This is a genomic window from Flavobacterium bernardetii, assembly GCF_011305415.1.
Lineage (GTDB): Bacteria > Bacteroidota > Bacteroidia > Flavobacteriales > Flavobacteriaceae > Flavobacterium > Flavobacterium bernardetii.
The window spans coordinates 260,089-286,052 of the sequence record NZ_JAANOQ010000005.1; the positions used below are offsets into that span (position 1 = coordinate 260,089).

Here is a 25,964-nt window from a genome sequence, read left to right on the forward strand (position 1 = left end):
ATGTGTTTGAAACGATATTTTTTAATTTTTTTATTATAAGAATTTTAAATCTTCGTAATTACTAATTCTACTCTTCGGTCGTATTCTGAACCTTTATTTAATGGTTGTGTATTACCGTAGCCTTTGAAAGTTAATCTTGCTTTGCCAATTCCGCGAGTTTGTAAATATTTGTAAACTCTTTCAGCACGGTTTTTAGAAAGTTCTCGTTTTCGAGTATCTCTATCAATCGCTTCTTTATGGAAGGTTGGTGTACAACAAACGTGACCTTGAATTTCAATGTTTAAGTTTGGAAATCTTTTTAAAAGAATGGTAATTTTATCTAATTCTTTTTTGGCACTTTCCTTTAATTTACTGCTTCCGGCATCAAAAAGTAATTTATCTAAATACACACGATCACCAACTAAAGCGTTTTTTCTAATTGTAGAATATAAGCCTGGAATGTGTAAATCTTCCACCACAAAAGGTTTGAAATTTAAAACCACATCTACACGACGGTTTTTAGAACGGGCATCTGGAACATTATCTTCCAAATCTTCGTCGATCATTACTTTTCCTTTTCCTTCAATTTTTACGATAATTTTATATTTCACGCCTTTTTTTACCAGCATGGTTTTCACGCTATTGGCTCTGTCTTGAGATAATTTGTAGTTGTAATCTACTTTTCCTACATCGTCACAATAACCATAAATAGAAACGCTTTCTAAACGTGTGGTATCAATTAAGCTTAAAAAATGTACTACTCCATCTGATTGAAGTTGTTTTATTTCTCGAACATCAGTATCGAAATAAATAGAGTGAACAGTTTGTTCTTGAGAAAAACCAAGAAATGTTGAAAGTAATAATAGGGCAAATACTAGCTTCTTCATCTTATTTTTTAATTATTTTTTTAAAATTTTATTATATTCTGTTGGGTTATTTAAAATTTGTTGCGATTTTAAAACATCGGAATATTTAGTAGATACATAATCGTAAAATGCAGTTCGGTAACCGTATCTCAATAATAATTCTTGCAAAAGCAAACGTTTGATTTCGTCTTTATTTTTATCTAATTCTTTGTCTTTAGATTTTTCAATCGCAGTTTCTAGTTGTTTAATTTCAACAGATAAATCACCATCAATTTTATCTTTTTTAGCCGCTTCTAAAAGGTTTTTTAAAGATTTATCGATATTGGTGCTGATTTCCACTTTTTCTTTCTTTAAATACGCTTTAAACTCATTGTATTCCGAATCAGAAATACTAGAAACACTTTTCGCAGACGGATTTCTGTAAAACAAGATATTAGCAAATTCAAAAACAGCATCAGAATTAGCAATACTTAAACTGATTGCACTTTTTTTCATGTCGGCAATTTCTACATCTGGTAAAACGCCACCACCATCATAAACGGGTCTTCCGCCTTTCGTTTTAAAGGCGTTAAATTCTTTTTCTGAAGTCTTTATTGCTTTTCCGTTAGCGTCTTTTCTACTGTAATCTGTGGCTTGTATACATCTTCCAGAAGGTGTGTAATATTTGGAAATAGTTACTTTTACTTGTGTTCCGTAACTTAAGTTAAATGGACGTTGTACTAATCCTTTTCCAAAACTTCTGTTTCCAACAATTACCGCTCTATCTAAATCTTGTAATGCACCAGAAACAATTTCTGAAGCAGAAGCACTTCTATCATTTACAATAATCGCCAATGGAATTTCTGTATCAATTGGAGTGTTTTTTGTTTTGTAGATATGATTATGAGCTGTGTTTTTAGATTTGGTCGTCGTAATTACTTCGTCTTTTGCGACAAATAAATTACAAATATTTACCGCTTCGTGCAATAAACCACCCGGATTGTCTCTTAAATCTAAAATAATTTTGGTAGCACCTTGCTCTTTCAAGGTCAATAAAGCCGCTTTTGTTTCTGCTGATGCTTTTTCGTTAAACTTTTGCAATACAATATAACCTGTTTTATCACTTAAAAGTTTAAAATATGGAACCGCTTTTATTTCTACTTCATCTAAAACGATTTGTCCTTTTTTCTCAACTCCTTGTCGGAAATAGACAATATCAATTTTGGTGTTTTTAGCGCCTTTTAGCAATTGAGAAGCATCGTCTTTAAAATCTTTTAAAACGACATCACCAATTTGAATAATAATATCACCAGCTCTGAAACCCGCTTTGTCAGCAGGCATGTTTTCATAGATTTCTTTTAAAATAATTTTATCGTCTTTTCGGGTAATCATTGCGCCAATTCCAGTATATTCTCCGGTGTTGTTGATTTTAAATTTCAACACATCTTGTTCGTCAAAGTAAACTGTGTAAGGATCTAACTCGGTTAACATGCTTTTTATAGCTACGTCCATTAAATTTCCAGCGTTAGTTTCGTCTACATAATTCTGATTAACAGTTTTATATAGGCTTGTAAAAATTTCAATTTGTTTCGCTAAGGCAAAAAAATCATTTTGAAAACTTACTGCAATAAATAAAAATCCAGCCGCAAGTGTTGGAATAATTACTTTCTTTTTATTTAAAAAACCCATGAGTTGTAGTTTAATTTTTTACGAATTTAATTAAAATCTTCAAAAACCAATCCAAAGTTGTGATTTACTTCACAGTTTCCTTAAATTTTTGAAACAATTGAATGGTTTTTTCTTCAATTTCTTGATAAGAAATTTTCTCTTTGGTTTGATAAAAAAACATGAAAGCGTAGGGTTTGCTTAAGTTTTCTTTCAATAAATTTTGGTTTAAACGGTAGCATTCTCTCAAAACTCTTTTAAAATAATTTCGGTCAACGGCTTTTTTAAAATATTTTTTAGATACAGAAACGCCCATTAATACTTTTTCCGAATTATGTTCATCGGTGTTCTCCACATAAACCAAACGTAGCGGATATTTCGACACGGATTTTCCTTCAGAAAACAAGCGGTCAATTGTTTTATGGCTTTTAAGTTTTTCGTTTTTTGGGTAAGAAAATTGCATGCCGCAAATGTATAAAAAAAAAGCCATCTTGTTTTTAGCAAGATGGTTTTAGATTTTTTACCAAATTTTCACTCTTTTTTCAGGAGCGATATACATTTTGTCTCCTTCTTTAATACCAAAAGCTTTGTAGAAAGATTCAATATTTTGAAGCGGCACATACGCACGGTATTGTCCTGGCGAATGTGTATCTGTTTTCACTTGATTTTTAATGGCTTCATCACGCATTTTACTTCTCCAAATGGTTGCCCATGAAAGGAAGAAACGTTGTTCAGGAGAAAAACCATCTATTAATCCAGGATTTCCTTTTTCTTTCAAATAAATTTGTAAACCGTCATACGCAGCATTTACACCACCTAAATCACCAATATTTTCTCCTAAAGTGAATTTTCCATCTACATAAATTCCTGGTAAAGGCTGTAAAGCAGAATATTGATCTGCTAAAGCTGTTCCTAAAGAAGTAAATTGTTTTAAATCCTCTTCACTCCACCAGTTGATTAAGTTTCCTTCTGCGTTGTATCTTGAACCTGAATCGTCAAAACCATGAGAAATTTCATGACCAATTACACCACCAATTCCACCATAATTAACCGCTTCGTCTGCTCTATAATCGTAAAAAGGCGGTTGTAAAATCGCTGCAGGAAAAACAATTTCGTTGTTTGTAGGACTATAATATGCATTTACGGTTTGTGGCGACATGCCCCATTCTTCTTTATTTACAGGTTTTCCAAGTTTTGAAACGTTTTCTTTATTGCTCCATCGGCTAATTGCTAGAGAGTTTTCTTGTAAAGTTCCGCCTTGTTCAGGACTTTTAATTTGTAATTCGCTGTAATCTTTCCAAGTATCAGGATAACCAATTTTTACTCTGAATTTTTTTAATTTCACGATGGCATTGGCTCTTGTTGCTGGTGTCATCCATGGTAAATTATTAATTCTGTTTTCATACGCTTTAAAAACGTTGGCAATCATAGCTTCTGCTTTAGCTTTCGCTTCTGCTGGGAATTTTTTCTCAATATAAAGTTTTCCTAAAGCTTCACCTAAAACCCCATTTACTGTCGCTAATGCTCTTTCTGTTGCAGGTCTTTGTTTTACGGCTCCAGATAAAGTTTTGCTATAAAAATCCCAATCTGTTTTTTCAATTTCTGTAGTTAATTCGTCAGCATTAGAACGTAAAAGTGTCCATGTCATGTAAGCTTTCCAGTCTTCAACTTTATTTTCTTTAAGAATTTCATCTAATTTCGTCATGTATTTTGGTTGAGAAACCACAACAGAATCTAAACTAGTAAAACCAGATTTTTCAAAATACGTTTTCCAATTGTTTGATGGCGCCATTTTTTGTAAATCAGCAACAGACATTGGATTGTAGGTTTTTCTTCTATCACGTCTTTCAACTCTGTCTAAAGTTGGTTCAGAAAGAGAAGTTTCGAAAGCTAAAACTCTGGTTGCTTTGTCAGAAGCTGTTTTAGCATCCATACCTAAATAACCGAACATTTTAGCAACATGTAACACGTATTTTTCTCTTTTTTCTTTGGTGTCTGGTTTGTCAGACATGTAGTAATCTTTATCTGGTAAACCTAAACTTCCAGTTCCAACATATACCACGTTTTTATTACTATTTTTAGCATCAGCACTAACAAATGCACTGAAGAAACCTAAACTAGCATCAGCTTTTGTGTCTACTAAAAGATTCATTAAATCACCACTGTTTTTAACAGCATTTATCTTTGTTAAGTAGGGTTGGATAGGTGTAATTCCTAATTTATTTCTAGAAACGGTATCTAAAATTGCTTTGTATAAGTTTAAAGCTTTGGCTTGATCTGATTTTGGATCTAAATTTTTATTCGCAACAGCTTCGTTCAAAATAGCCATTACATCGTCATCCGTGTTTTTTCTTAATTCATCAAAACTTCCCCAACGCGTTCTGTCGGCTGGAATTTCTGTGTTGTCTAACCAAGTTCCGTTTACATATCTAAAAAAATCATCATTTGGTTTAACCGAAGCGTCCATATGCTCGGTATGAATTCCGTATTTTTTTGAATTAATTGCTTCTCCTGGTAACCCATCTTTTCCTGGTAGTCCATCTTTTCCTGCTCCAATTGAAATGGAACAACTTTGAAAAAGTACAATTAGCTGTAGAGCACTCAATATTAAAATTTTGTTTTTCATAAGGTTTAGTAACTTGTCTGTTAGTTTTTTGAAATGAAAAATCGTTTTATCTTAATAGACATATCGTAAAATATGCCAGAAGATAAAACGATTTTATATGTTTTAGTTTTTAATTATTCTTTTTGTAATAGTATTATTTTCAGTTGAAATTTTCACAAAATAAACACCGTTTGAGGTATTTGATAAATCAATATTAGTTTGATTATTACCACTTACTTCTAAACTGTCTTTTTTCATAATTAATTTTCCAGTAATGTCATAAACTTCAATTTTATTTGGATTTAAATTACCGAAAGCGATATTAAAAATACCTGTTGAAGGATTTGGGAAAACAGCAATTTGATTCGCTTCAAAAGCACTTGCAGATAAAACACCACTAATTACAAAGTCATCTAATTTTATTCCTAATTGATTCACGCCTCCATCAGCAATAAAAACTACTCTAAAAATGATATTTGTTTGAGTATTTAAAGCTGATAAACCATATGAATAGGTATTAAATGTTGTATTTGTTCCTGTCCACTGTGCGCCAACACAATCGTTACAATCTGATCCTGTTGTTTGAGGAGTTCTATTACTGTTATACCAACCAGCCCCCATTGTTCCTAAAACGCTCCAAGTAGCTCCTAAGTCTGTAGAATATTCTACATAAGCAACATCCCAATTTAATTCTAAATCGTAAGCCAATTTGAAACTAATTTGAGGGTTTGAAACATTTGATAAATTGTAACATTGAGAAACTAAATATGATTTTGAAGAATCTGAATAATTTCCTGATAAACTTGTTAAGTATGCTGGGTTTCCAGAAGTTTGTAATACATCGCCTGTTCTATTTCCTCTTACCCAACCTGCGCCATCAGAAATAACTAGTAATTCATCTGAAGCAGCGGTAAAAGTATTAACCAAACCAACTACACCAGTATCATTTGTGTAAAAAGTTGAGGTTCCAGTATTATTGTCAGCATAAGCATCACCTGTTGTAGTGATATTGAAGTTTAAATTATGAACACCTCTGGTCGTAGTAACTGCAGGTAAATCAATGTTTTGATTTTGAGAAGCTGCAATATTTCCAGACCAATTGAAGGTGTAAGGTGTAGCATCAACAGTGTAATTAACAGTTACAGATGTTATTGCATTTGTGCCTCCATTTTTTACTACTATTTGTGGTGTAACCGAAGCACCGCAGTTAATGTTTAGGGTCGGATTATTTACTGAAATAAATTTTACATCCGTTGCAGGAATTTGAATTGGAATATCAGTTTGCCAAATACCACGACCATAAGTTGCAGCAATTATTTTAGCATCTTCTAAATTAATTTCTAAATCGGTTACAGAAACATTTGGTAAATTCGTGTCAAATGGTTGCCAAGTTGTCATTGTATCGTCTTTATAATATACACCTAAAGAAGTAGCAACATATAAAGGATTATCAGTGTTTCGAGCTTGATGTACAATACAATTTTTAGCAATTGCAGGTAAACCAGTTGCAATGTTTGTAAATGTTGTTCCACCGTTATTAGAAATCATTGCTTGACCGCCAGTTCCACTTCTTGTAATATAAACAATATTACTATTAGAAGAATGAACACAAATACTTGTAATTGTTGACGCAGCAGTTGAAGCTAGAGAAAAAGTAACTCCAGCATTGATACTTTTGTATAAAGAACTACCATTTGCTACGTAAATTATATTGTCATTAGAAGGGTCGATAGAAATAAGTTCTAAGTTAGTAGATCCTACAGAATTTGTGTTTTGTAGTACCCAACCACCTGTTACTAATTTATATAATCCATTAAATCCAGAATACATATTTCCTTGACTATCACCTCTTAGAGGTGTTACCCAATTTCCATCAAGACCACCAGGAGAACCAACACTTCCTGTAATTCCATTTCCAGCATTATTAGAAATATACATAGAAGAACCATTTTGAATAAATCCATAGTATAAATTACTGTTTGATTGACTCACAGCTGTATCCATACCATCAGCGCCATAATAATTTTTCCAAGCAGCATTACTAAAAGCATAACCACCATTATCTTGTAGCCCACCAACCATTTTACCTGATGATGTTTTAGAAACAGAAATTTTATAAAACTGACCTATTTGAAGCCCTGCAGTTAAATCTGTAAAACTCGTTCCGTTATTAGTACTAGCATAAATACCACCATCACTTAAACAAAACAATTTTCCATTAATATATTGTAAATGATGAATATCAGCGTGTGTATAAGTTGCTGAAGTTGGACTACTCCAATTGTTTACTTTCGTTACTGCAGTTCCACCATTTATTGATTTCCAAACATTTAAACAACCTGTAAAAACCAAATCTTTATTGGTGTCAGAAACCCCTAAAGCTAAATCATACCCACCTTGTCCAGATTCTAATATATCTGTTGTGGTTTGAGTAGCAGTAAAAGAAGTTCCACTATTTGTAGAACGATAAATTCCATTCAATCCGTTTAATGCTCCCCCATTCGATATACTTAAAACGTAAACATAATTATTATCAGCAGGTGTTACATCTAAAATCATTCTACTTGTTGAGCCTGCAGCTGATAATCCAGTTGTAATATTTGTAAAAGTATCTGCTGTATTAGTTGACTTGAAAAATTGATTATTTGTAGTTGCATATACAACCGTTGGGTCATTTGGTTTAAAACGTACTGATCCTTGAGAAAAATCTCCAGCTTGTTCCACTGCCCAAGTTGTTCCTCCATCTATAGTTTTATATAAACCAGCTGATGTAGCACATAAAATTATTTGATTATTTGTTGGATGCATGATTAAATCTCCAGCTTGATTTCCTGTTCCAGCGAAAACTAATCCAGTTGTTCCCCAATTTAACCCACCATCAGTAGATTTTAAAACGCCAATAGAATACGTATTAGAAGCATCTTTATCACCAATAGCAATAAAAATCGTGTTAGAGTTGGTGTGGTCAACAGCAATCCCTGACACACCTATTTGTGGTAATTGATCAGCTAATGGAGTCCAAGTAGAACCAGAATTGGTTGATTTCCAAATCCCTCCAGCTGGCGAACCAACATAAATAATATTTGGATTTGATGGATCAACAGCAACGGCACTTGTTCTTCCTTGACCAGAAGACCAAGAACCAGTATTTGTATGAGAAAAAGGGCCAACAGGTTGCCAGTTACTTGGCGGTAATGCCATGGCACTATTAGTTCTATATGCTTTCGCATTGTTTTTTTCTTCCCATGCTGCCCAAAGTTGTTGAGGTGTAACAATTGTTCCATCAGGGTTTAATTGATTTTCGTAAAAACTTTCCCATCTTTTGAAAGGCTTGTAACCGCTTCCTTTGATGTTTTTGTTATGGGTTTTCCAATATTCATTAAACGCATCAACTTCATTTTGAAAGTTGGTGCTTTTTGAATTTGAAGTTGAATTTTTCCATGGTGCAGTTGGATTGTATTGGGAAAATCCAACAGCTGAAAAAAGAAATAATAAGGTTAAGTAGGTGTTTTTCATTATGTTAGTAGTTTTTTAGGTTACGCAAACTTACTAAATTATTTTTTAAGAAATGTTAAAAAACTTAGTTCTAACACCAACTTTTTATACTTTTGCAGCTAAATTTTTCATGATGTTTAAAAATAAAATTTTTACAATTTTCTTCATAAGTTTATTAGCTGTAATTTTTTTTTCTATTTATAGTTTAATTAATAGAAAAAATTTACCCATAATTATGCCTAGAGATGTAAATCCTGAGTTGGTGGATTCTTTAGTACAACACATTGGATATAATCATAAAATTGCACCTTTTGCCTTTACAAATCAAAACGGAAAAAAGGTTACAAATAAAGATTATGAAGGAAAAATTTATGTAGCCGATTTCTTTTTTACAACTTGCCAGACGATTTGTCCGAAAATGACGGATAATATGGTTTGGTTACAAGATAAAATTAAAGACAATCCGAAAGTAAAATTGCTTTCTCACTCTGTTTTTCCTGATGAAGATACGGTTGAAGTATTGAAAAAATACGCTACAGAAAAAGGTGTTATCGATTCAAAATGGAATTTAGTTACCGGAAATCAAAACGAAATTTATAAAATTGCACGTCAATCGTATTTGGTAGTAAAAACAGGAAAACCAGAAGAAATGTACGATATGGTTCATACTGAAAATTTTGTTTTAGTCGATCAAAAAGGTAGAATTAGAGGTTTTTACAACGGTTTAAATATCGACAAAAACGTAAAAGACGAAAAAAATCTAACCCAGTTATTGGAAGATATTGAGTATTTATCTGAAAAAGATTAGTTATTAAAAACATTTTTAAATCATGGTAAAAAAGGCACTAATACTTCTTTCAGTTTTTTTGGTTTTAATTTCCTGTTTTCCTACGAAAAACGAGTTTAAAAAGCCACGTTTTACTACAATTGGATTATCACCATATAAAGAAAAATATATTTTGGAAGACAGTTTAGAGATTTTTAATGGTTTCTATAAAATAGAAAAAGCTAAAGGTTTAGGTAAAATCCATGAATCTTCAGAAGTGAGACAAAATTATTTGGTTTTTTATAGTAACGGAAAGATTGGAAGATATTTAGACTATGAGGAAAGCTTTGATTTTAACCCAAAAAAAGCAGAGATGGGTTTTTATGGTAAAAAGAAAGGTAAATCTCATATGAAGTACAAATATAAATTTCAAGGAGCTTATAATTTAAGTGAATATGAAATTATTTTTCTTAATAAAGATTCTCTAATTACTTATTCAGTACCAAGCGCTAATGGAGGTGGCTTTTTTTCAAAATATGTAAAAGTACATCCTAAAACTTCAATAAATAAAATGAATCCAGATTGGTAACAAATCAATTATATTTCATCTTCCTCAAAATCCTCAAACTTTCTTTAAAATAAATATATGCTAACGGATTTTTATAGGCTTTTAAAACACTTTTGGCTTCAATCAATTTGTGTTTGGCTTCTCTAAAATCGTTCAAATAGCAAATCATTAAAGTGTGCGGAATTCGCAACACTTCCATTTCTGGAACTTCTTTGTTTTTGTGTAATTTTTCAATCGTAATTAATACCGAATTATAAATATGATGCAGTAATTTCTTGTTGTATTGTGGCGGTTCAAACAACATTTGTGTTTCCATTTTATAATATCCATTATCGTAAAAATAGAACGTTAATTTTTCTAATGGATAATAACTGGTTTTGTCATTTAAGCCTAATTTCACATATTCGGTAATCGTAAAACTATCTTCATCATAACTCACAATCACTTCATCTTGATTGGAATAAAATAGTTTAATTTGTTCGTTTACCAATTCAATATCAACCCGAGAATAATAGGTTTCATTTCGAACCACATTTTTTTTCCCAGCCCAACACACCACAAAATTTTCTTTAAAAACCTGATATTGATTGTCTAAATCTTTGTGTCGAACCGTGATAAAATCCAACACGCCATCTAACGTATGCTGAATACTGTTTCTCGAATTATTTTCAATACTAATTACCGTTTCCACATTGGATTTTGAAGCTGAAATTTTTTCTTCTGTAGGTTGTGTATTACTACCAATTCGAATAAAAGTAGCACCCGTAAAAATTGTATAAATATTTTTCTTAAAAAAAGAAACCTTGTTTTTGGGTTTTATCGTAACCAAACCTACTACTTTTTCCTTCGGTAAATTTGGAAATGGAATGTTATCGTAGGTTATTTTTGGTGGATTTTCTAAATAGGCATTGACTAAATTCTGAATGCGACTGTCATCAAAAAAATCATCACCCACAATTTCATTATCATCATCTTCCACGCCAACCACAATGTACGAATTGTTAAACGGATTGGAATTTGAAAGCGCGCAAATATGTTTTAAAAACTTCCCTTTTCCTTCTTTGGAATGCAAATTTAATTGGCGCTTTTTATCATAAAAACTGTTTTCGTTATTATGAGCCAATAAATTTTTAATAAGAAGTCGTTTATTAATCATAAAGATTTAATTTTTATTAAAAATAACAACATTTTCTTAATTATTCACTAAAGTTTCACCTTTTCACTATAATTTAACGGACAATTAACAACAAAAAATATTTTTATATTCCAACTTGCATTGTTAAAGTATTTTTTTAAAATTTACACCCGAATTAAACCAAATCAAATGCAAGAAAATAATACAAGTATCGACATAAGTGCTATCAACGAAAAGATCGAAAAAGAAAGCGCTTTTATAGATTTATTGACTTCCGAATTAAGCAAAGTTATTGTGGGTCAGAAATCCATGATTGAACGATTATTGATTGGTTTATTAGGTCAAGGTCACGTTTTGTTAGAAGGAATGCCTGGTTTAGCCAAAACGTTAGTGATCAATACACTTTCAAAAGCCGTTCACGGAAGTTTCCACAGAATTCAATTTACACCAGATTTACTTCCCGCAGATGTAGTAGGAACGATGGTCTATAATTTCAAAGAAAACGAATTCACCGTTAAAAAAGGCCCAATATTCGCGAATTTTGTTTTAGCAGATGAGATCAACAGAGCGCCAGCCAAAGTGCAATCGGCGTTGTTAGAAGCGATGCAAGAAAAACAAGTTACGATTGGGGAAACGACATATAAATTAGACAATCCGTTTTTAGTTTTAGCAACACAAAATCCAGTCGAGCAGGAGGGAACCTATCCGTTACCTGAAGCGCAAGTCGATAGATTTATGCTAAAAACCATCGTCGATTATCCGAAAATGGAAGAAGAGCAATTAATTATTCGCAACAGTTTGAAAGAAAGTGCAGCTACAATTAATCCAGTAGTAAGTATTGCTCAAATTATCAAAGCGCAGGAAACGGTAAAAGAAGTTTACATGGATGAGAAAATCGAAAAATATATCTTAGATATTGTTTTCGCCACGCGTTATCCAGAAAAATACCGTTTAGAAAGTTTAAAACCTTTAATTAGTTTCGGAGCTTCGCCTCGTGGAAGTATCAATTTAGCGTTAGCCGCGAAATGTTATGCTTTTATCAAACGTAGAGGTTATGTCATTCCAGAAGATGTTCGCGCCGTGGTTCACGATGTCTTACGTCACAGAATCGGAATTACGTATGAAGCCGAAGCCGAAAACATTACTTCAGAAGACATTATCAATAAAGTTTTAAATCAGGTTCAAGTACCTTAAAGTAGTTTACAGTCGCAGTCGCAGTTTACAGTTTTTGTGCTGAGACTGAAAACTGAGACTGAAAACTGAGACTGAAAACTAAAATGGAAACCAAAGAGTTACTTAAGAAAGTCAAGAAAATTGAAATCAAAACCCGAAGATTGAGCAATCATATTTTCTCGGGGCAATACCACACGTCGTTTAAAGGGCGGGGTATGACTTTCTCAGAAGTGCGACAATACCAATACGGTGACGATTTTAGAGCAATTGATTGGAATGTTTCCGCTAGAAATAACGATGCTTTTGTTAAGATTTTCGAAGAAGAACGCGAACTAACCATGATGTTAATGGTCGATTGCTCTGGTTCTCAAAACTTTGGAACATCGGAACAGAATAAAAAAGATATTGTGACTGAAATTGCCGCAACTTTAGCTTTTTCAGCCACGCAAAACAATGATAAAATTGGTTTGATTTTATTTACCGATGAAATCGAATTGTTTATTCCACCCAAAAAAGGAAAATCTCACGTGTTACGAATCATACGTGAACTGATTGAATTTCATCCAAAAAGTCAAAAAACCAATGTTTCTGGTGCTTTAGAATTCTTATCAAGTGTGATTAAAAAACGCGCCATTGTGTTTGTAATTTCCGATTTTATGACATCTGATTTCCAAAAACCGTTACAAATCGCATCCAAAAAACACGATGTAACTGGAATTAGAATTTACGATGCGCGTGAAAAAAGCTTACCAAATGTTGGGATTATTCAAATGCAAGATGCCGAAACAGGTGAATTGGTTTGGATCGATACCCAAACTTCAGAAACAAGATTGGCGTACGAAAAAAATTATATTTCGAAAGTAGAAAACTGTCAAAATATGTTTAGCAAATGCTCTGCCGGTTTGGTAGAAACCGAAACGAACGAAAGTTACGTAACAAAATTATTAACCTATTTTAAAAGTAGAACGTAATGAGAAGGTTTGTAACTTCAAAAGCGAAATTAAAATCGTCAGTTCGAGTGTTTTTTGCGAAGAGAAGCGAAGCAAAACTTCTCGATACGCTTCGCACTCGAAGTGACGAATCTAGAACTTTTGCTTTACTGATTTTTCTATTCAGTTTTTTTTCTGGATTTTCTCAAACGGTTGGCACTTCGGTATCCAAAAAAGAAATCAAAATTGGCGAACAAATTCAGTTGTCTTTAAAAACAAAAGTAAACAAAAAGGATTTGGTCGTTTTTCCCGATTTAGATTCTATTGGAAAATTTGAAGTGGTACAATCTTTTCCGCCAGAAAAAATTAAAAATGCTAATCAAATTGAATGGATAAAAAAATACAATTTAACACAATTTGATGCCGGAAAATATAAAATTCCGTCGTTAGAAGTTGTCGTAAATAAAAAGAAAATTAATTCCGAAAGCATTGAAATTTCTGTCATAGATGTAGCTGTTGACACGACGAAACAGAAAATGCACGACATCAAAGAAGATGAGGTAATTCAATTAGAACAAACACAACAAACTCCAGAACTAACAGATAATGAAGTGCTTCTAGGTGGATTGATAGCTTTTATAATAGCTGGAATTTTCTATCTAATACTACGAGTAAAACATCGAAACAAAAAGAAATCTGAATCTTACATTTCGCCTTACAATAAAGCTTTTTTACAATTTTCAGAACTAGATAATCAGTCCGATTCGAAAGCTTATTATTCAAGTTTAACACAAATTATTAAATCGTATTTTGAAAAAACACTCGAATTTTCTGCTTTAGAAAGCACAACCGAACAATTTATTTTCAAGTTGAAAACTGCCGTTGCAGAAAAACAATTCGAAATTTCAGAAACCACGATTGCTAAAACAGAAACCTTATTCAATAAAGCGGATTTAGTAAAATTCGCAAAGATTTCTATATCTAATGAAGAGCAAAATTCAGATAAAAAAATATCTGAAAACATTATTATTGTTTTTCATAATACATTACCAACATCTGCCGAAGAACAACGTTTCGCATTCGCTAAATTAGCCGAAGAACAAAAACAGCATAAATATAAAAATATTAGACAAACAGCATTTATTGTCACGTTTTTGGTGTCGATTGTTTCTGTAGTTTTCTATTTCGGATGGGAAAATGTAACGAATTATTGCAATGCGAAAATCAACGGAAAAGACGCTGATTATTACTTGAAAAAAGAATGGATGGTTTCCGAATACGGATTACCCATCTTACAAATTGAAACACCTGAATTTTTAGTTCGTGATTTAATTGAAAGTAAAAATCCGAATATTAGGAGTATTTCGCAGTTTTCATGGCAAAAAGTATCAGATAAATTGTCAATTTCTTTGCGTACCGTAGCATATACAGATTCTATAAAATCCGATTTAAAAGTAATTTTTGATTCAGAATTAGAAAGTTTAATGCAAGAACAAGCGAAAAATATCAAAACTACAGCCAGAAAATTTAAAAACGTAAAAGACCTTTCTGGTGATATTTTAGAAGGAACTTATGAAATCAATGAAGGCTCTGAAACGAAGCAAATGCGCTTTTTAACTGTTTTTATTTCGGATAATTATGGTTTACAAACTGTAAGAATTACACATGAAGCCAAAGATAAATTTGCTAAAAATTTTATAGAACGTGTCACTAATAGCCTAGAACAACTAAACCAAGAAGAAGATGAGTAGTAGTTTTATGCATCCGCATTTTTTATGGTTGTTGTTGGTGATTCCAATAGCGTTCTATTGGCATTATTTTATCAAAAACCAGCAGGAAGTCGCTATAAAAATGAGCACAATTGAAGGTTTGTCCACAAAAAAATCGCTTTTAATTAAGTTGCGACCGTTTTTGTACGTATTGAAATTATTGGCTTTAGGTTTTATCATTATCGCTTTGGCGCGACCAAGAAATACTCAAAAATCGAGTTACACAGATAACACCAGCGGAATTGATATCGTAATTGCGACCGATGTTTCGGGAAGTATGTTGGCCACGGATTTTAAACCCAATAGACTAGAAGCGATTAAAGAAGTAGCTTACAACTTTATTCAAAAAAGAACGAATGACAGAATGGGCTTGGTAGTTTACGCTGGGGAAAGTTATACCAGAACACCTGTTACTTCAGATAAAGCAATGTTATTAAATTCACTAAAAGAAGTACAATATAACGGAATGGTTTTGCAAGACGGAACCGCAATTGGTATTGGTTTAGCCACAGCAATTAACCGATTAAAAGACAGTAAAACGAAATCTAAAATTATTATTTTATTAACTGATGGTGTGAATAATTTAGGAAGTTTAGATCCGATTTCAGCCGCAGAAATTGCTAAAACGTACGGAATTAAAGTCTATACAGTTGGAGTAGGAACGAACGGAATGGCGAATTTTCCAGTAGCAAAAGACGCGAATGGAAACATCGTTTTTCAACCACAAAAAGTAGAAATTGACGAAAAATTAATGCAAGAAATTGCAACAATTACCAACGGGAAATACTTTAGAGCTACGGATAATAAGAAGTTAGAAGCGATTTACGATGAAATTGACAGATTAGAAAAATCTAAAATTACAGAAAACAGATTTATGATGTTTGATGAGCAATTTCGACCATGGTTGTTAATCGGTCTGTTTTTATTGGCTTTGGAAATGATTTTGAGTCGCACCCTATTTAAAAGTTTTATTTAATGTTTGAATTTGAAAATCCATATTATTTTATTTTGCTGTTGCTGATCCCAATTGGTTTAGTAGCACAAAATAAGTATGTCAAATGGCAAACGGAAAAACAAGCGGAATTTGGTACCGAAAAAGCCATTCAAAAATTACTTGTTAATGCTTCCAACCAAAAACAACGATTAAAATTCACACTTCAATTAATGGCTGTGTTTTTTATTGTTTTAGCTTTAGTGAATCCGAAATTAGGTTCGAAAGTCGAAACGGTTAACGCAAAAGGTGTGGAAATTGTTTTCGCTATCGATGTCTCGAAAAGTATGTTGTGTAAAGATGTTGCACCTGATCGATTAGAAAAAACTAAACAAATTATCACGCAAATTATCAACTCTATTGGAAGTGATAGAATCGGAATTGTAGCATATGCTGGAAGTGCATATCCGGTTTTACCAATGACAACTGATTATGAATTAGCAAAGATGTTTACGCAAAGTGTCAATACCGATTTGATTTCCTCACAAGGAACAGCTATTGAAAGCGCGGTGCAAACAAGTGTCGATTTCTTCGATAATCCAACCTCTGGAAAAGCAATTATTTTGTTTTCGGATGGGGAAGATCATGAAAACGCGAATTTTGATGTGTCGAAATTAACCAAAGGCAAAAACGTTAAAATTATTACGGTTGGAATCGGAACAACAAATGGTGGAAATATTGAATATCTGGACGAATTCGGATTTCAACAAGTTAAAAAAGACCAAAACGGACAAGTTGTAATCACAAAATTAAACGATGAGGTTTTACAAAAAATTGCTTCGGAATCTAAAGGAACTTATGTGTACGAAAACCAGATTTCAAAAGCGGTTTCTAATATAAAAAGTGCTTTATCTAACGTAGAACAACAAGAATTTAAAGCCCAACAATTGGCGCAAAAACAATCGCAATTTCAGTGGTTTTTAGGCATTGCCTTTTTATTGTTATTGATTGATTTCTTTATGGTGAATCAGGATTTCAAAGGATTTCACGCTAAAAAATGGTTGACTTCTAAAAAGTTTAACTTGGTTTTAGTATTTATTTTTGTTTCCGGAACTACTTTTGCACAAGAGAAAACGATGAATTCGCAGCAAAAAGAAAAGCAATTACGCATCGTAAAATCTAAGGAAAAAGCTCAAAAAGAAAAAGCGGAATACAATTTAGGTAACACGATTTATAAAAATAAAAAATATAGCGAAGCGATTACGAATTATAAAAACGCTTCAGAACTTGCTAAAACGGATATCGAAAAACACAAAGCCTTTCACAATTTAGGAAATGCGTACATGCAAGATAAGAATTATAAATCGGCTGTTGAATCTTATAAAAAGGCATTAAAAGCAAATTCTAAAGACGAACAAACGAGATATAATCTAGCTTTAGCTAAGAAATTGTTAGAAAAAAATCCGCCAAAACCAAAGCCTAAAAACAAGAACAAAGATAAAAAAGACGATAAGGAAAAAGGAAAAAACAAAGAGGATAAGGAGAAAAAAGGAGAAGGGGAGAATAAAAAAGACAAGGAGAAAAAAGGAGATAAGGAGAAGAGAGATGGGGAGAATAAAAAGAAACCAAACGCCAACAAGCAACGCATGGATAATGTTTTAAAAGCGATTGGGAATGATGAAAAGAAAGTACAAGAAAAAATAAACGCAAATAAAACAAAGACGAATACAAAAGTTTCAGAAAAAGATTGGTAAAAATGAATTCATTAATTAAAATAGTAATAACGATTATTCTGCTTCCTTTTTTAGCTTTAAGTCAAGTTAAATTGGAAGTCAAAATAGAGAAAACGAGCCTAAAACTAGGCGAAGTGACTCAGGTTAATTATGTTTTTAATGAAGAAGGAAGAAACTTTGTGCCGCCAAGTTTTGCAGGTTTTAATAAAGGTGGTTCGTATGTTTCGTCTAACGAAGTGTATAACAATGGTGTGTATTCGATTCAACAGGTTTATACTTATGTAATTCAAGCGGCTAAAGCTGGAAAAGTCACTATTTCACCAGCAAATATTAGGTTTGATGGAAAAGTATATGCTTCAAACCCTGTTTTGGTTTCTGTTTCAAACGAGAAAGCTTCGAATGCTATTCCTAGACAAAATCCACCAGCTACTCCAAAACCAAATTCTAATAACAAAACAATTACAGGCGCGAATAATTTATTGTTTGTAGATGTAGAAGTGAACAAAACTTCCGCATTTGTAAACGAACCTGTTGAAGTGTATTATCGCATTTATTTAGCGCCAAATTTAGACGTGGAACTGAATAAAAAAATTGCGACAAAATTCAATAATTTTTGGAGTCAAACCGAAGATGTACAAGGTGGATGGGAACGTTCCGTGGTAAATAATCGCGTGTATAAATCGAAACTTTTCAAGAAAGCCATTCTGTATCCACAAAAAACTGGAAAGTTAGAAATTACACCCATTACTCTCGATTTAAATATCAATTATCCAACTGGTGATTACGATTTTTTTGGACAGCCCGAATATAGAGTTGCCAGAAGAGAAGTGGTTTCTAATGTTAAACATATTCAAGTAAATCCGTTACCTGAAAAGGGAAAACCTGATAATTTTACGGGAGCGGTTGGTAAATTCGAATTCAATGTTAACGTTCAAAAAAGCGAATTAAAATCAGGTGAATCTTTACAATTGGATTTGATTGTTTCTGGAAATGGAAATTTAAAATTATTCGAAATTCCGAAGCCAAGTTTACCTTCCAATTTTGAAATTTACGAACCGAAACACCAAGAATTTATCAGTGAAAACATGAAAGGGATTTCAGGTAAAATCATGGATAGTTATACGATAATTCCTCAAGAAAAGGGTGTTTTCAGACTAAAACCTCAACTGTTTTCTTTCTTTGATGTGCAATCTAAATCGTATAAAACAATTTCTTCGGAAGCTGTTGATTTGAATGTTTTACAAGGAGAAAATCAAGCAAATGTAACGGCAACTTCAAAAGCAAAACCCGAAGTAAAAGAGCAAAAAGAAGAAACTAAATTTGGTTTTGAATTTACATTTATGCATTTTATTGGTACGGTTGCTGCCGGCGGATTAGCGTTGCTGTTTTTCACTTTAAAGAGAAACAAAAAACCAAGTGAAGAAGAAGTTATTGTTGAAGAAGAACCGATAAAAAAGGACTTTTCTGTAACCGAGATCCAAGAATTTATTTCAAACAAAGAATTGTTTTATCAGAAAATGGAAGGTAAAATTGCCGAGTTTTTACATCATAAATTTTCATTAGAAAAAGCAGATTTCAATAAAGATAATATCATTCAAAAGTTTCAAGAATATAATGTTTCTCCAGAAAACACAACTGATTTTATTGGTTTGTTACAAAGTTGTGAAAAGGCAAGATATATGCCAACTTCCGAAGGAAACATGCAATTAGATTTTGAAAAATTGCAACATTTAGTACAAGTTATTGGTGCGTAAACTCAATAAAATTCAGATATTTACGTTTATTGTATATTTGTAGTTTAAAATGTTTTATTATTTATGAAATGAGCATCATCAAAACTTGTCGAAATTTCTATAATTATTTGCGAATTACATTTGACCAATAAAAAACAATAATCATTTACAAATGAAAAAATTATTTCCATATTTGTTTTTAAGCTTTACGCTATTTTCTTTTTCACAACAGAAATTATGGAAAGGGTATTTCTCGTATAATGAAATTACAGATGTTTGTATTTCACCAAGTAAAGTATATTCAAGTACTAAAAATTCTGTTTTTAACAAAGAGGTTTCTTCAAATATTTTAACCACTTTTACTTCGGTAAATGATGTAAAACCAGATGAAATTACAGCGGTTTTTCAAACTTCAAACAAGCATACTTTAATTGGAAATAAAAATGGTTTAATTATTTTGATCAAGCCAGACGGGAGTACTTTAAACAAAGTAGACATTATTACAGACGTTCCTGTTCCCCCAAATAGTAAAAGAATAAACGATTTTTATGAGTTTAACGGTAAAGTTTACGTCTCCACTCAGTATGGAATTAGTGTTATTAAACTGTCAAATTTTGAAATTGAAAGTAATTTTTATATTGGAAGTGCTGGGGAATTTATTGATGTTTTGCAAACTACCATTTTTAATGGTGAAATTTTTGCCGCTACTAGAACTCAAGGATTAAAAAAAGCAACACTAAGCAATCCTTTTTTATATGATTTTTCACAATGGTCGGTTTTTAATACTTCAAATTGGTTAAGTGTTGTTACTTTCAATAATCAATTGGTAGCTATGAATAATGATGGATTTACTTATAAGTTTTTAGGAAGCACACTGCAACAATTTTCAAATCAGGTAGGAGCAGGTTTAAAATTAAGAACAGATAATTCCTATTTGACAATCAGCAACCAGTGGCAAATTTTGATTTATAATCAGAGCTTTTCTTTGGTTAGTATTGTTTATCAAATTCCTAATTTTCCAGATTCTTTTACTTGTGCCATAACTAAAAACGATAAATTATATATCGGTACTTCAAAAAACGGTTTGTTTGAAACTACTGTTGTTAATCCAACGGTTTTTACAAACATTTCTCCAAACGGACCTATTGAAGATTATGCGTTTAAAGTTACAAAAACAACTAACGATTTGTGGTTGGCTCACGGAAAATATGACCGAACGTATACTCCGGATTATAAATTACAAGGAATTAGTCTCTTTAATAAAAACAATGGTTGGAGTAAAATACCATCAACTGATGTACAAGGTGCTGTTTCTTTAGCGGTAATAGCTGAAAATCCTAGAAATTTAAATGAGGTTTTTGTAGCTTCTGGCCATAGTGGTATGTTGAAATTTACTAATAAAGCAAATGCTTTTTTATACAATCAAACTAATTTTTTAGAAACAGTGCAATTACCGCCACCGAATCAAAATTTTATTTCAGTTAGAATTAACGGAATGAAATATGATAAAGATGGTGGTTTGTGGATAACAAATGCACTTGTTGATAAAGGAATTAAAGTATTAAGAAGTAACAATACTTGGCAATCTTATAATTTAAGTAGTGTTGTACAAAATCCCAAAGGCATACATTACGGAAACATTGATATTGATAAAAACAGCACAAAATGGGTAGCATCTTACGGTAGAGGTGTAATTGCTTTTAATGAAAAATATAATAATAAGTTTATTGTTATTAATGAAGAAAACGGTAATTTACCCAGTAATGATGTGCGTTGTGTAGCTGTGGATAATAAAAATCAATTATGGGTAGGAACATTTAAAGGCTTAAGAATTTTAAACAGCGTTGATAGATTCCTTTCAGAAAATGAATTATCAACTACTAACATTGTAATCCAAGAGGGAGATTTAGCTCAAGAGTTATTCTACCAACAGGTAATTCAAGATATCAAAGTTGATGGATCAAATAATAAATGGGTTTCAATTGCTGATGCGGGTGTGTTTCAAGTTAGCCCAAATGGACAAACGACATTGCGACGTTTTACTAAAGAAAACTCACCATTACCAAGTAATAACGTAATGGATATTGATATTGATGAGGTTTCAGGTGAAGTGTTTTTCGCAACAGATAAAGGTTTAGTTTCCTATTTAGGAACTTCTACTAGAGGTGATGAAAATTTAGAAAATGTTTATGCTTACCCAAACCCAGTTCGACCTGGTTATACAGGAACAGTAAAAATATCTGGATTAATGGATAAAGTAAATCTTAAAATTACCGATATTGAAGGGAATTTAGTTTTTGAAACTACCTCTTCTGGAGGAACTGTAGAGTGGGATACTACGGCTTTTGGTAAATACAAAGTGGCTTCTGGAGTTTATATGGTTTTTGTAACTTCTAGTGATGCCGCTGAAACTACCGTGAAAAAAATAATGGTCGTTAGGTAATGCAAATTAAAACTAAAGCCATTGTTTTAAGCGCTATTAAGTTTCAAGAAAAAAGTTTAATTGTAAAATGCTTTACCCAATCTGATGGGCTAAAATCCTATTTTATACAAAGTGCCTTTTCTTCCAAAAAATCGAATCAGAAAATTGCTTATTTTCAACCATTGAACCTTTTAGAAATAGAAGCCAATCATAAAAACAAAGGTACTTTAGAACATTTTAAAGAAGTTAAACTCGCATATAATTACCAAAACATACATACCGATATTATAAAGAGTTCGATGGTTCTTTTCTTGTCAGAAGTATTGCACAACAGTATTTTTGAAGAGGAAAAAAACGAAAATCTTTTTTCTTACTTAGAAACCTCGTTAATGTGGTTAGATACACATGATTCTATTTCAAATTTTCACCTTATCTTTTTAGTACAACTCACAAAATTCTTAGGCTTTTATCCACAACTGCAAGAAACGGATGCTACTTATTTTGAAATGATTGACGGCGTTTTTTCACCATTTCAAGGCACAAGTTGTTTAAACGAACACGAAACACAGTTGTTGAAAAAATTATTAAATTTAAGATTTGAAGACACTCAAAAAAACTTCCATAAAGAAGAAAGACAAGTACTTCTTAAAATTCTTTTAGAGTATTATTCCATTCATTTACAGGGTTTCAAAAAACCAAATTCTTTAGAAATTTTAAAAGAAGTTTTTTCCTAACCTACAACTTTTACCTTTTTACTTTTGCCTTTTTACTTATTATCATTACTTTCGCAAATTGATTTTAGAAAGCGACAAAATGAGTACAAAATTTAGGGATTACAAAGGACTTGACTTGCCAACAGTAGCATCAGAAGTTCTTGATTTTTGGAAAGAAAATAACATCTTTGAAAAAAGTGTAACCACTCGTGAAGGAAACCAACCGTATGTGTTTTTTGAAGGACCACCTTCAGCTAATGGATTACCTGGAATTCACCACGTAATGGCGCGTGCGATTAAAGATATTTTTTGTCGTTATAAAACTCAAAAAGGGTTCCAAGTAAAGCGTAAAGCCGGTTGGGACACGCACGGTTTACCTGTAGAATTAGGTACCGAAAAAGAACTAGGCATCACCAAAGAAGATATTGGAAAAACCATTTCGGTTACAGAATATAACGAAGCGTGTAAAAAAACCGTAATGCGTTATACAGACGTTTGGAACGACTTAACCGAAAAAATGGGATATTGGGTAGATATGGAAGATCCATATGTGACGTACAAATCTAAATACATGGAGTCGGTTTGGTGGTTGCTAAAACAAATTTATAACAAAGATTTATTATACAAAGGCTATACGATTCAACCGTATTCACCAAAAGCAGGAACAGGTTTGTCTTCTCATGAAGTCAATCAACCAGGTTCTTATCGTGATGTAACAGATACAACTGTGGTAGCGCAATTCAAATCATTAAAAGAAACGCTTCCAAGTTTCTTACAGAATTTTGGTGATGTTCATATTTTAGCTTGGACAACAACTCCTTGGACATTACCAAGTAACACGGCTTTAACAGTTGGTCCAAAAATCGATTATGTTTTAGTTGAAACGTTCAATCAATATACCTTCCGACCAGTAAAAGTAATTTTAGCTAAGAATTTAGTTGGGAAACAATTCGGAAAAGGATTTTTTGCAAGTACTGAAGCTTCAGATTTCGAAAACTTTAAAGAAGGCGATAAAAACATTCCATACCAAATTGTAGCGGAATGCAAAGGTGCTGATTTAGTTGGAATTCGTTACGAACAATTAATGCCATTAGCTTTACCATATCAAAATCCAGAAGATGCGTTTAGAGTAATTTCTGGAGATTTTGTTACGACTGAAGACGGAACTGGAATTGTTCACACGGCACCAACTTTCGGAGCGGATGATGCGAAAGTAGCTAAAGAAGCTACACCAGAAGTGCCACCAATGTTGGTTTTAGATGAAAATGGAAACGCCGTTCCTTTAGTAGATTTACAAGGGAAATTCATCCAAAATTTAGGAGAATATTCTGGAAAATATGTCAAGAACGAATATTATAATGATGGCGAAGCACCAGAACGTTCTGCAGATGTAGAAATCGCTATCCAGTTAAAAGAAGAAAACAAAGCCTTTAAGGTGGAGAAATACGTACACAGTTATCCACATTGTTGGAGAACAGACAAACCTATTTTATATTATCCTTTAGATTCTTGGTTCATTAAAGTAACGGAAGTTAAAGATAGAATGTTCGATTTAAACGAAACTATCAACTGGAAGCCAAAAGCAACTGGTGAAGGGCGTTTCGGAAATTGGTTGAAAAACGCTAACGATTGGAACTTATCTCGTTCAAGATATTGGGGAATTCCTTTGCCTTTATGGAGAAATGATGAAGGTACAGAAACTATCTGTGTAGGTTCTGTAGAAGAATTATATAACGAAATTGAAAAGTCAATTGCCGCTGGTTTCATGACCGAAAATCCATTCAAAGGATTCGAAATCGGAAATATGGTAGAATCAAATTATGATTTAATCGATTTACATAAAAATGTAGTGGATGAAATCATATTAGTTTCCGTTTCGGGCAAACCAATGAACCGTGAAAGTGATTTAATTGATGTTTGGTTCGATTCAGGTTCAATGCCTTATGCACAATGGCATTATCCTTTCGAAAACAAAGATAAAATTGACGAAAATAAAGATTTCCCTGCTGATTTTATTGCAGAAGGAGTCGACCAAACTCGTGGTTGGTTTTATACTTTACATGCTATATCGACATTAGTTTTCGATAAAGTAGCGTATAAAAATGTAGTTTCTAATGGTTTAGTATTAGATAAAAACGGACAAAAGATGTCGAAACGTTTAGGTAATGCTGCCGATCCGTTTGAGACTTTGTCTGAATATGGTCCTGATGCCACACGTTGGTACATGATTTCAAATGCCAATCCGTGGGACAACTTAAAATTCGATTTAGAAGGAATTGCTGAGGTACGTAGAAAATTCTTCGGAACCTTATATAACACGTATTCTTTCTTTGGTTTATATGCAAATATTGATGGGTTTACTTATAGTGAAGCGGAAGTTCCATTAGCAGAAAGACCAGAAATTGACCGTTGGATTTTATCAGAATTACACACTTTAATTCAATTAGTTGATGAAGCGTATGCGGATTACGAACCGACTCGTGCCACAAGAGCAATTTCCGACTTCGTACAAGAGAATTTAAGTAACTGGTATGTGCGTTTATGTCGTCGTAGATTCTGGAAAGGTGAGTACGCGCAAGACAAAATTGCAGCTTATCAGACGCTTTATACCTGTTTAGAAACAGTTGCTAAATTATCTGCACCAGTAGCGCCATTCTTTATGGATAGGTTATATAAAGACTTGAATGCCACGACTAACAAGGAAAGTTTTGAAAGTATTCACTTGGCAAACTTCCCGGTTTCGGTTGAAAACTTTGTTGATAAATCACTAGAAAGTAGAATGCAGAAAGCGCAAACGATTTCTTCTTTGGTTTTATCACTACGTAAGAAGGAAATGATTAAAGTACGTCAACCGTTACAAAGAGTAATGATTCCAGTACTTGACGAAGCTTTTAAAGCAGAAATTTTAGCTATTGAAGACTTAATTAAAGCGGAAGTTAACGTAAAAGAAATTGAGTTATTAGAAGACGCTTCAGGTGTTTTAGTGAAGCAAATTAAGCCAAATTTTAAAGCTTTAGGGCCACGTTTTGGAAAAGATATGGGCTTGATTGCCAAAGAGATACAAGCTTTTTCGCAAGATCAGATAAATGAATTAGATAAAACAGGCGAAATAACACTTGTTAGTTCAGAAAAAAGTATTACTTTAACCATCGAAGATGTTGAGATTTCTTCTCAAGATATCCCGGGTTGGTTAGTAGCCAATTCAAACGGAATTACAGTTGCATTAGACATTACAATTTCTGATGAATTACGTAAAGAAGGGATAGCAAGGGAGTTAGTCAACAGAATTCAAAATATCCGTAAGGATTCTGGTTTTGAAGTTACCGATAAAATTAAAGTTCAAATTCAAAATAATGAAATTATTGAACAAGCGGTTGCCGCAAATGAATCGTACATAAAATCAGAAACACTAACAAATGAACTAATTTTTGTATCAGAAATCAATAATGGTACGGAAATTGAGTTTGATGAGCTAAAAACAATAATATTAATTTCAAAATAAG

General features: G+C 32.5%; 17 protein-coding genes. 11 read left to right on the forward strand and 6 right to left on the reverse strand.

Annotated features, from left to right (window positions below; genetic code table 11):
* Positions 1 to 44: 44 nt before the first annotated feature.
* The 5 genes from G6N05_RS10980 to G6N05_RS11000 all read right to left on the reverse strand — a co-directional run bounded on the left by G6N05_RS10980 (position 45) and on the right by G6N05_RS11000 (position 8,610).
* Positions 45 to 866 (reverse strand): OmpA family protein, encoded by an 822-nt coding sequence (locus G6N05_RS10980; protein ID WP_166128735.1) that lies wholly within the window; start codon positions 864 to 866, stop codon positions 45 to 47.
* A gap of 12 nt (positions 867 to 878) precedes the next feature.
* Positions 879 to 2,513: a S41 family peptidase gene (locus G6N05_RS10985; protein WP_166128738.1), complete on the reverse strand. Its 1,635-nt coding sequence runs from the start codon at positions 2,511 to 2,513 to the stop codon at positions 879 to 881.
* 64 nt (positions 2,514 to 2,577) lie between these two features.
* Positions 2,578 to 2,952 (reverse strand): ribonuclease P protein component, encoded by a 375-nt coding sequence (rnpA, locus tag G6N05_RS10990; RefSeq protein WP_166128908.1) that lies wholly within the window; start codon positions 2,950 to 2,952, stop codon positions 2,578 to 2,580.
* A 57-nt stretch (positions 2,953 to 3,009) separates the two neighbouring features.
* Positions 3,010 to 5,115, reverse strand: coding sequence for a M13 family metallopeptidase (locus G6N05_RS10995; protein ID WP_166128742.1), 2,106 nt, complete (start codon positions 5,113 to 5,115; stop codon positions 3,010 to 3,012).
* A gap of 102 nt (positions 5,116 to 5,217) precedes the next feature.
* Complete coding sequence (locus tag G6N05_RS11000; RefSeq protein ID WP_166128746.1) at positions 5,218 to 8,610, reverse strand: T9SS type A sorting domain-containing protein; 3,393 nt, start codon at positions 8,608 to 8,610, stop codon at positions 5,218 to 5,220.
* A gap of 109 nt (positions 8,611 to 8,719) precedes the next feature.
* On the opposite strand from G6N05_RS11000, the gene G6N05_RS11005 reads away from it, so the two are divergent.
* Both G6N05_RS11005 and G6N05_RS11010 read left to right on the forward strand, forming a co-directional pair.
* Entirely contained in the window at positions 8,720 to 9,397 is a 678-nt protein-coding gene (locus tag G6N05_RS11005; protein WP_166128913.1) for an SCO family protein, read from the forward strand.
* Positions 9,398 to 9,419: 22 nt separating this feature from the next.
* Positions 9,420 to 9,944: a hypothetical protein gene (locus G6N05_RS11010; protein WP_166128750.1), complete on the forward strand. Its 525-nt coding sequence runs from the start codon at positions 9,420 to 9,422 to the stop codon at positions 9,942 to 9,944.
* 4 nt (positions 9,945 to 9,948) lie between these two features.
* Here G6N05_RS11010 and G6N05_RS11015 read toward each other — a convergent pair whose 3' ends face one another.
* Positions 9,949 to 11,079: an ATP-binding protein gene (locus G6N05_RS11015; protein ID WP_166128753.1), complete on the reverse strand. Its 1,131-nt coding sequence runs from the start codon at positions 11,077 to 11,079 to the stop codon at positions 9,949 to 9,951.
* A 168-nt stretch (positions 11,080 to 11,247) separates the two neighbouring features.
* Here G6N05_RS11015 and G6N05_RS11020 point away from each other — a divergent pair, with 168 nt between their 5' ends.
* From G6N05_RS11020 to ileS, 9 genes are all read left to right on the forward strand, one after another.
* Complete coding sequence (locus tag G6N05_RS11020) at positions 11,248 to 12,252, forward strand: AAA family ATPase (RefSeq protein WP_166128757.1); 1,005 nt, start codon at positions 11,248 to 11,250, stop codon at positions 12,250 to 12,252.
* An 83-nt stretch (positions 12,253 to 12,335) separates the two neighbouring features.
* Positions 12,336 to 13,202 carry a DUF58 domain-containing protein gene (locus G6N05_RS11025; RefSeq protein ID WP_166128762.1) on the forward strand — a complete coding sequence of 289 codons (867 nt, stop codon included), beginning with the start codon at positions 12,336 to 12,338 and terminating at the stop codon, positions 13,200 to 13,202.
* Complete coding sequence (locus G6N05_RS11030; protein ID WP_166128767.1) at positions 13,202 to 14,911, forward strand: BatD family protein; 1,710 nt, start codon at positions 13,202 to 13,204, stop codon at positions 14,909 to 14,911. Before G6N05_RS11025 ends, G6N05_RS11030 begins: the two co-directional genes overlap by 1 nt.
* On the forward strand, positions 14,904 to 15,905 hold the full coding sequence (locus G6N05_RS11035; protein ID WP_166128771.1) for a vWA domain-containing protein: 1,002 nt from the start codon (positions 14,904 to 14,906) through the stop codon (positions 15,903 to 15,905). Before G6N05_RS11030 ends, G6N05_RS11035 begins: the two co-directional genes overlap by 8 nt.
* Complete coding sequence (locus tag G6N05_RS11040; protein WP_166128775.1) at positions 15,905 to 17,614, forward strand: VWA domain-containing protein; 1,710 nt, start codon at positions 15,905 to 15,907, stop codon at positions 17,612 to 17,614. Before G6N05_RS11035 ends, G6N05_RS11040 begins: the two co-directional genes overlap by 1 nt.
* Before the next feature lie 2 nt (positions 17,615 to 17,616).
* The gene (locus G6N05_RS11045; protein ID WP_166128779.1) at positions 17,617 to 19,347 is read left to right on the forward strand and encodes a BatD family protein; all 1,731 of its coding nucleotides are present in this window, start codon (positions 17,617 to 17,619) and stop codon (positions 19,345 to 19,347) included.
* A gap of 151 nt (positions 19,348 to 19,498) precedes the next feature.
* Positions 19,499 to 21,769 (forward strand): type IX secretion system anionic LPS delivery protein PorZ, encoded by a 2,271-nt coding sequence (gene porZ / locus G6N05_RS11050; RefSeq protein WP_166128783.1) that lies wholly within the window; start codon positions 19,499 to 19,501, stop codon positions 21,767 to 21,769.
* Complete coding sequence (gene recO / locus G6N05_RS11055) at positions 21,769 to 22,482, forward strand: DNA repair protein RecO (RefSeq protein WP_166128789.1); 714 nt, start codon at positions 21,769 to 21,771, stop codon at positions 22,480 to 22,482. Before porZ ends, recO begins: the two co-directional genes overlap by 1 nt.
* A gap of 79 nt (positions 22,483 to 22,561) precedes the next feature.
* Positions 22,562 to 25,963: an isoleucine--tRNA ligase gene (gene ileS, locus G6N05_RS11060; RefSeq protein ID WP_166128793.1), complete on the forward strand. Its 3,402-nt coding sequence runs from the start codon at positions 22,562 to 22,564 to the stop codon at positions 25,961 to 25,963.
* Position 25,964: the final 1 nt, after the last annotated feature.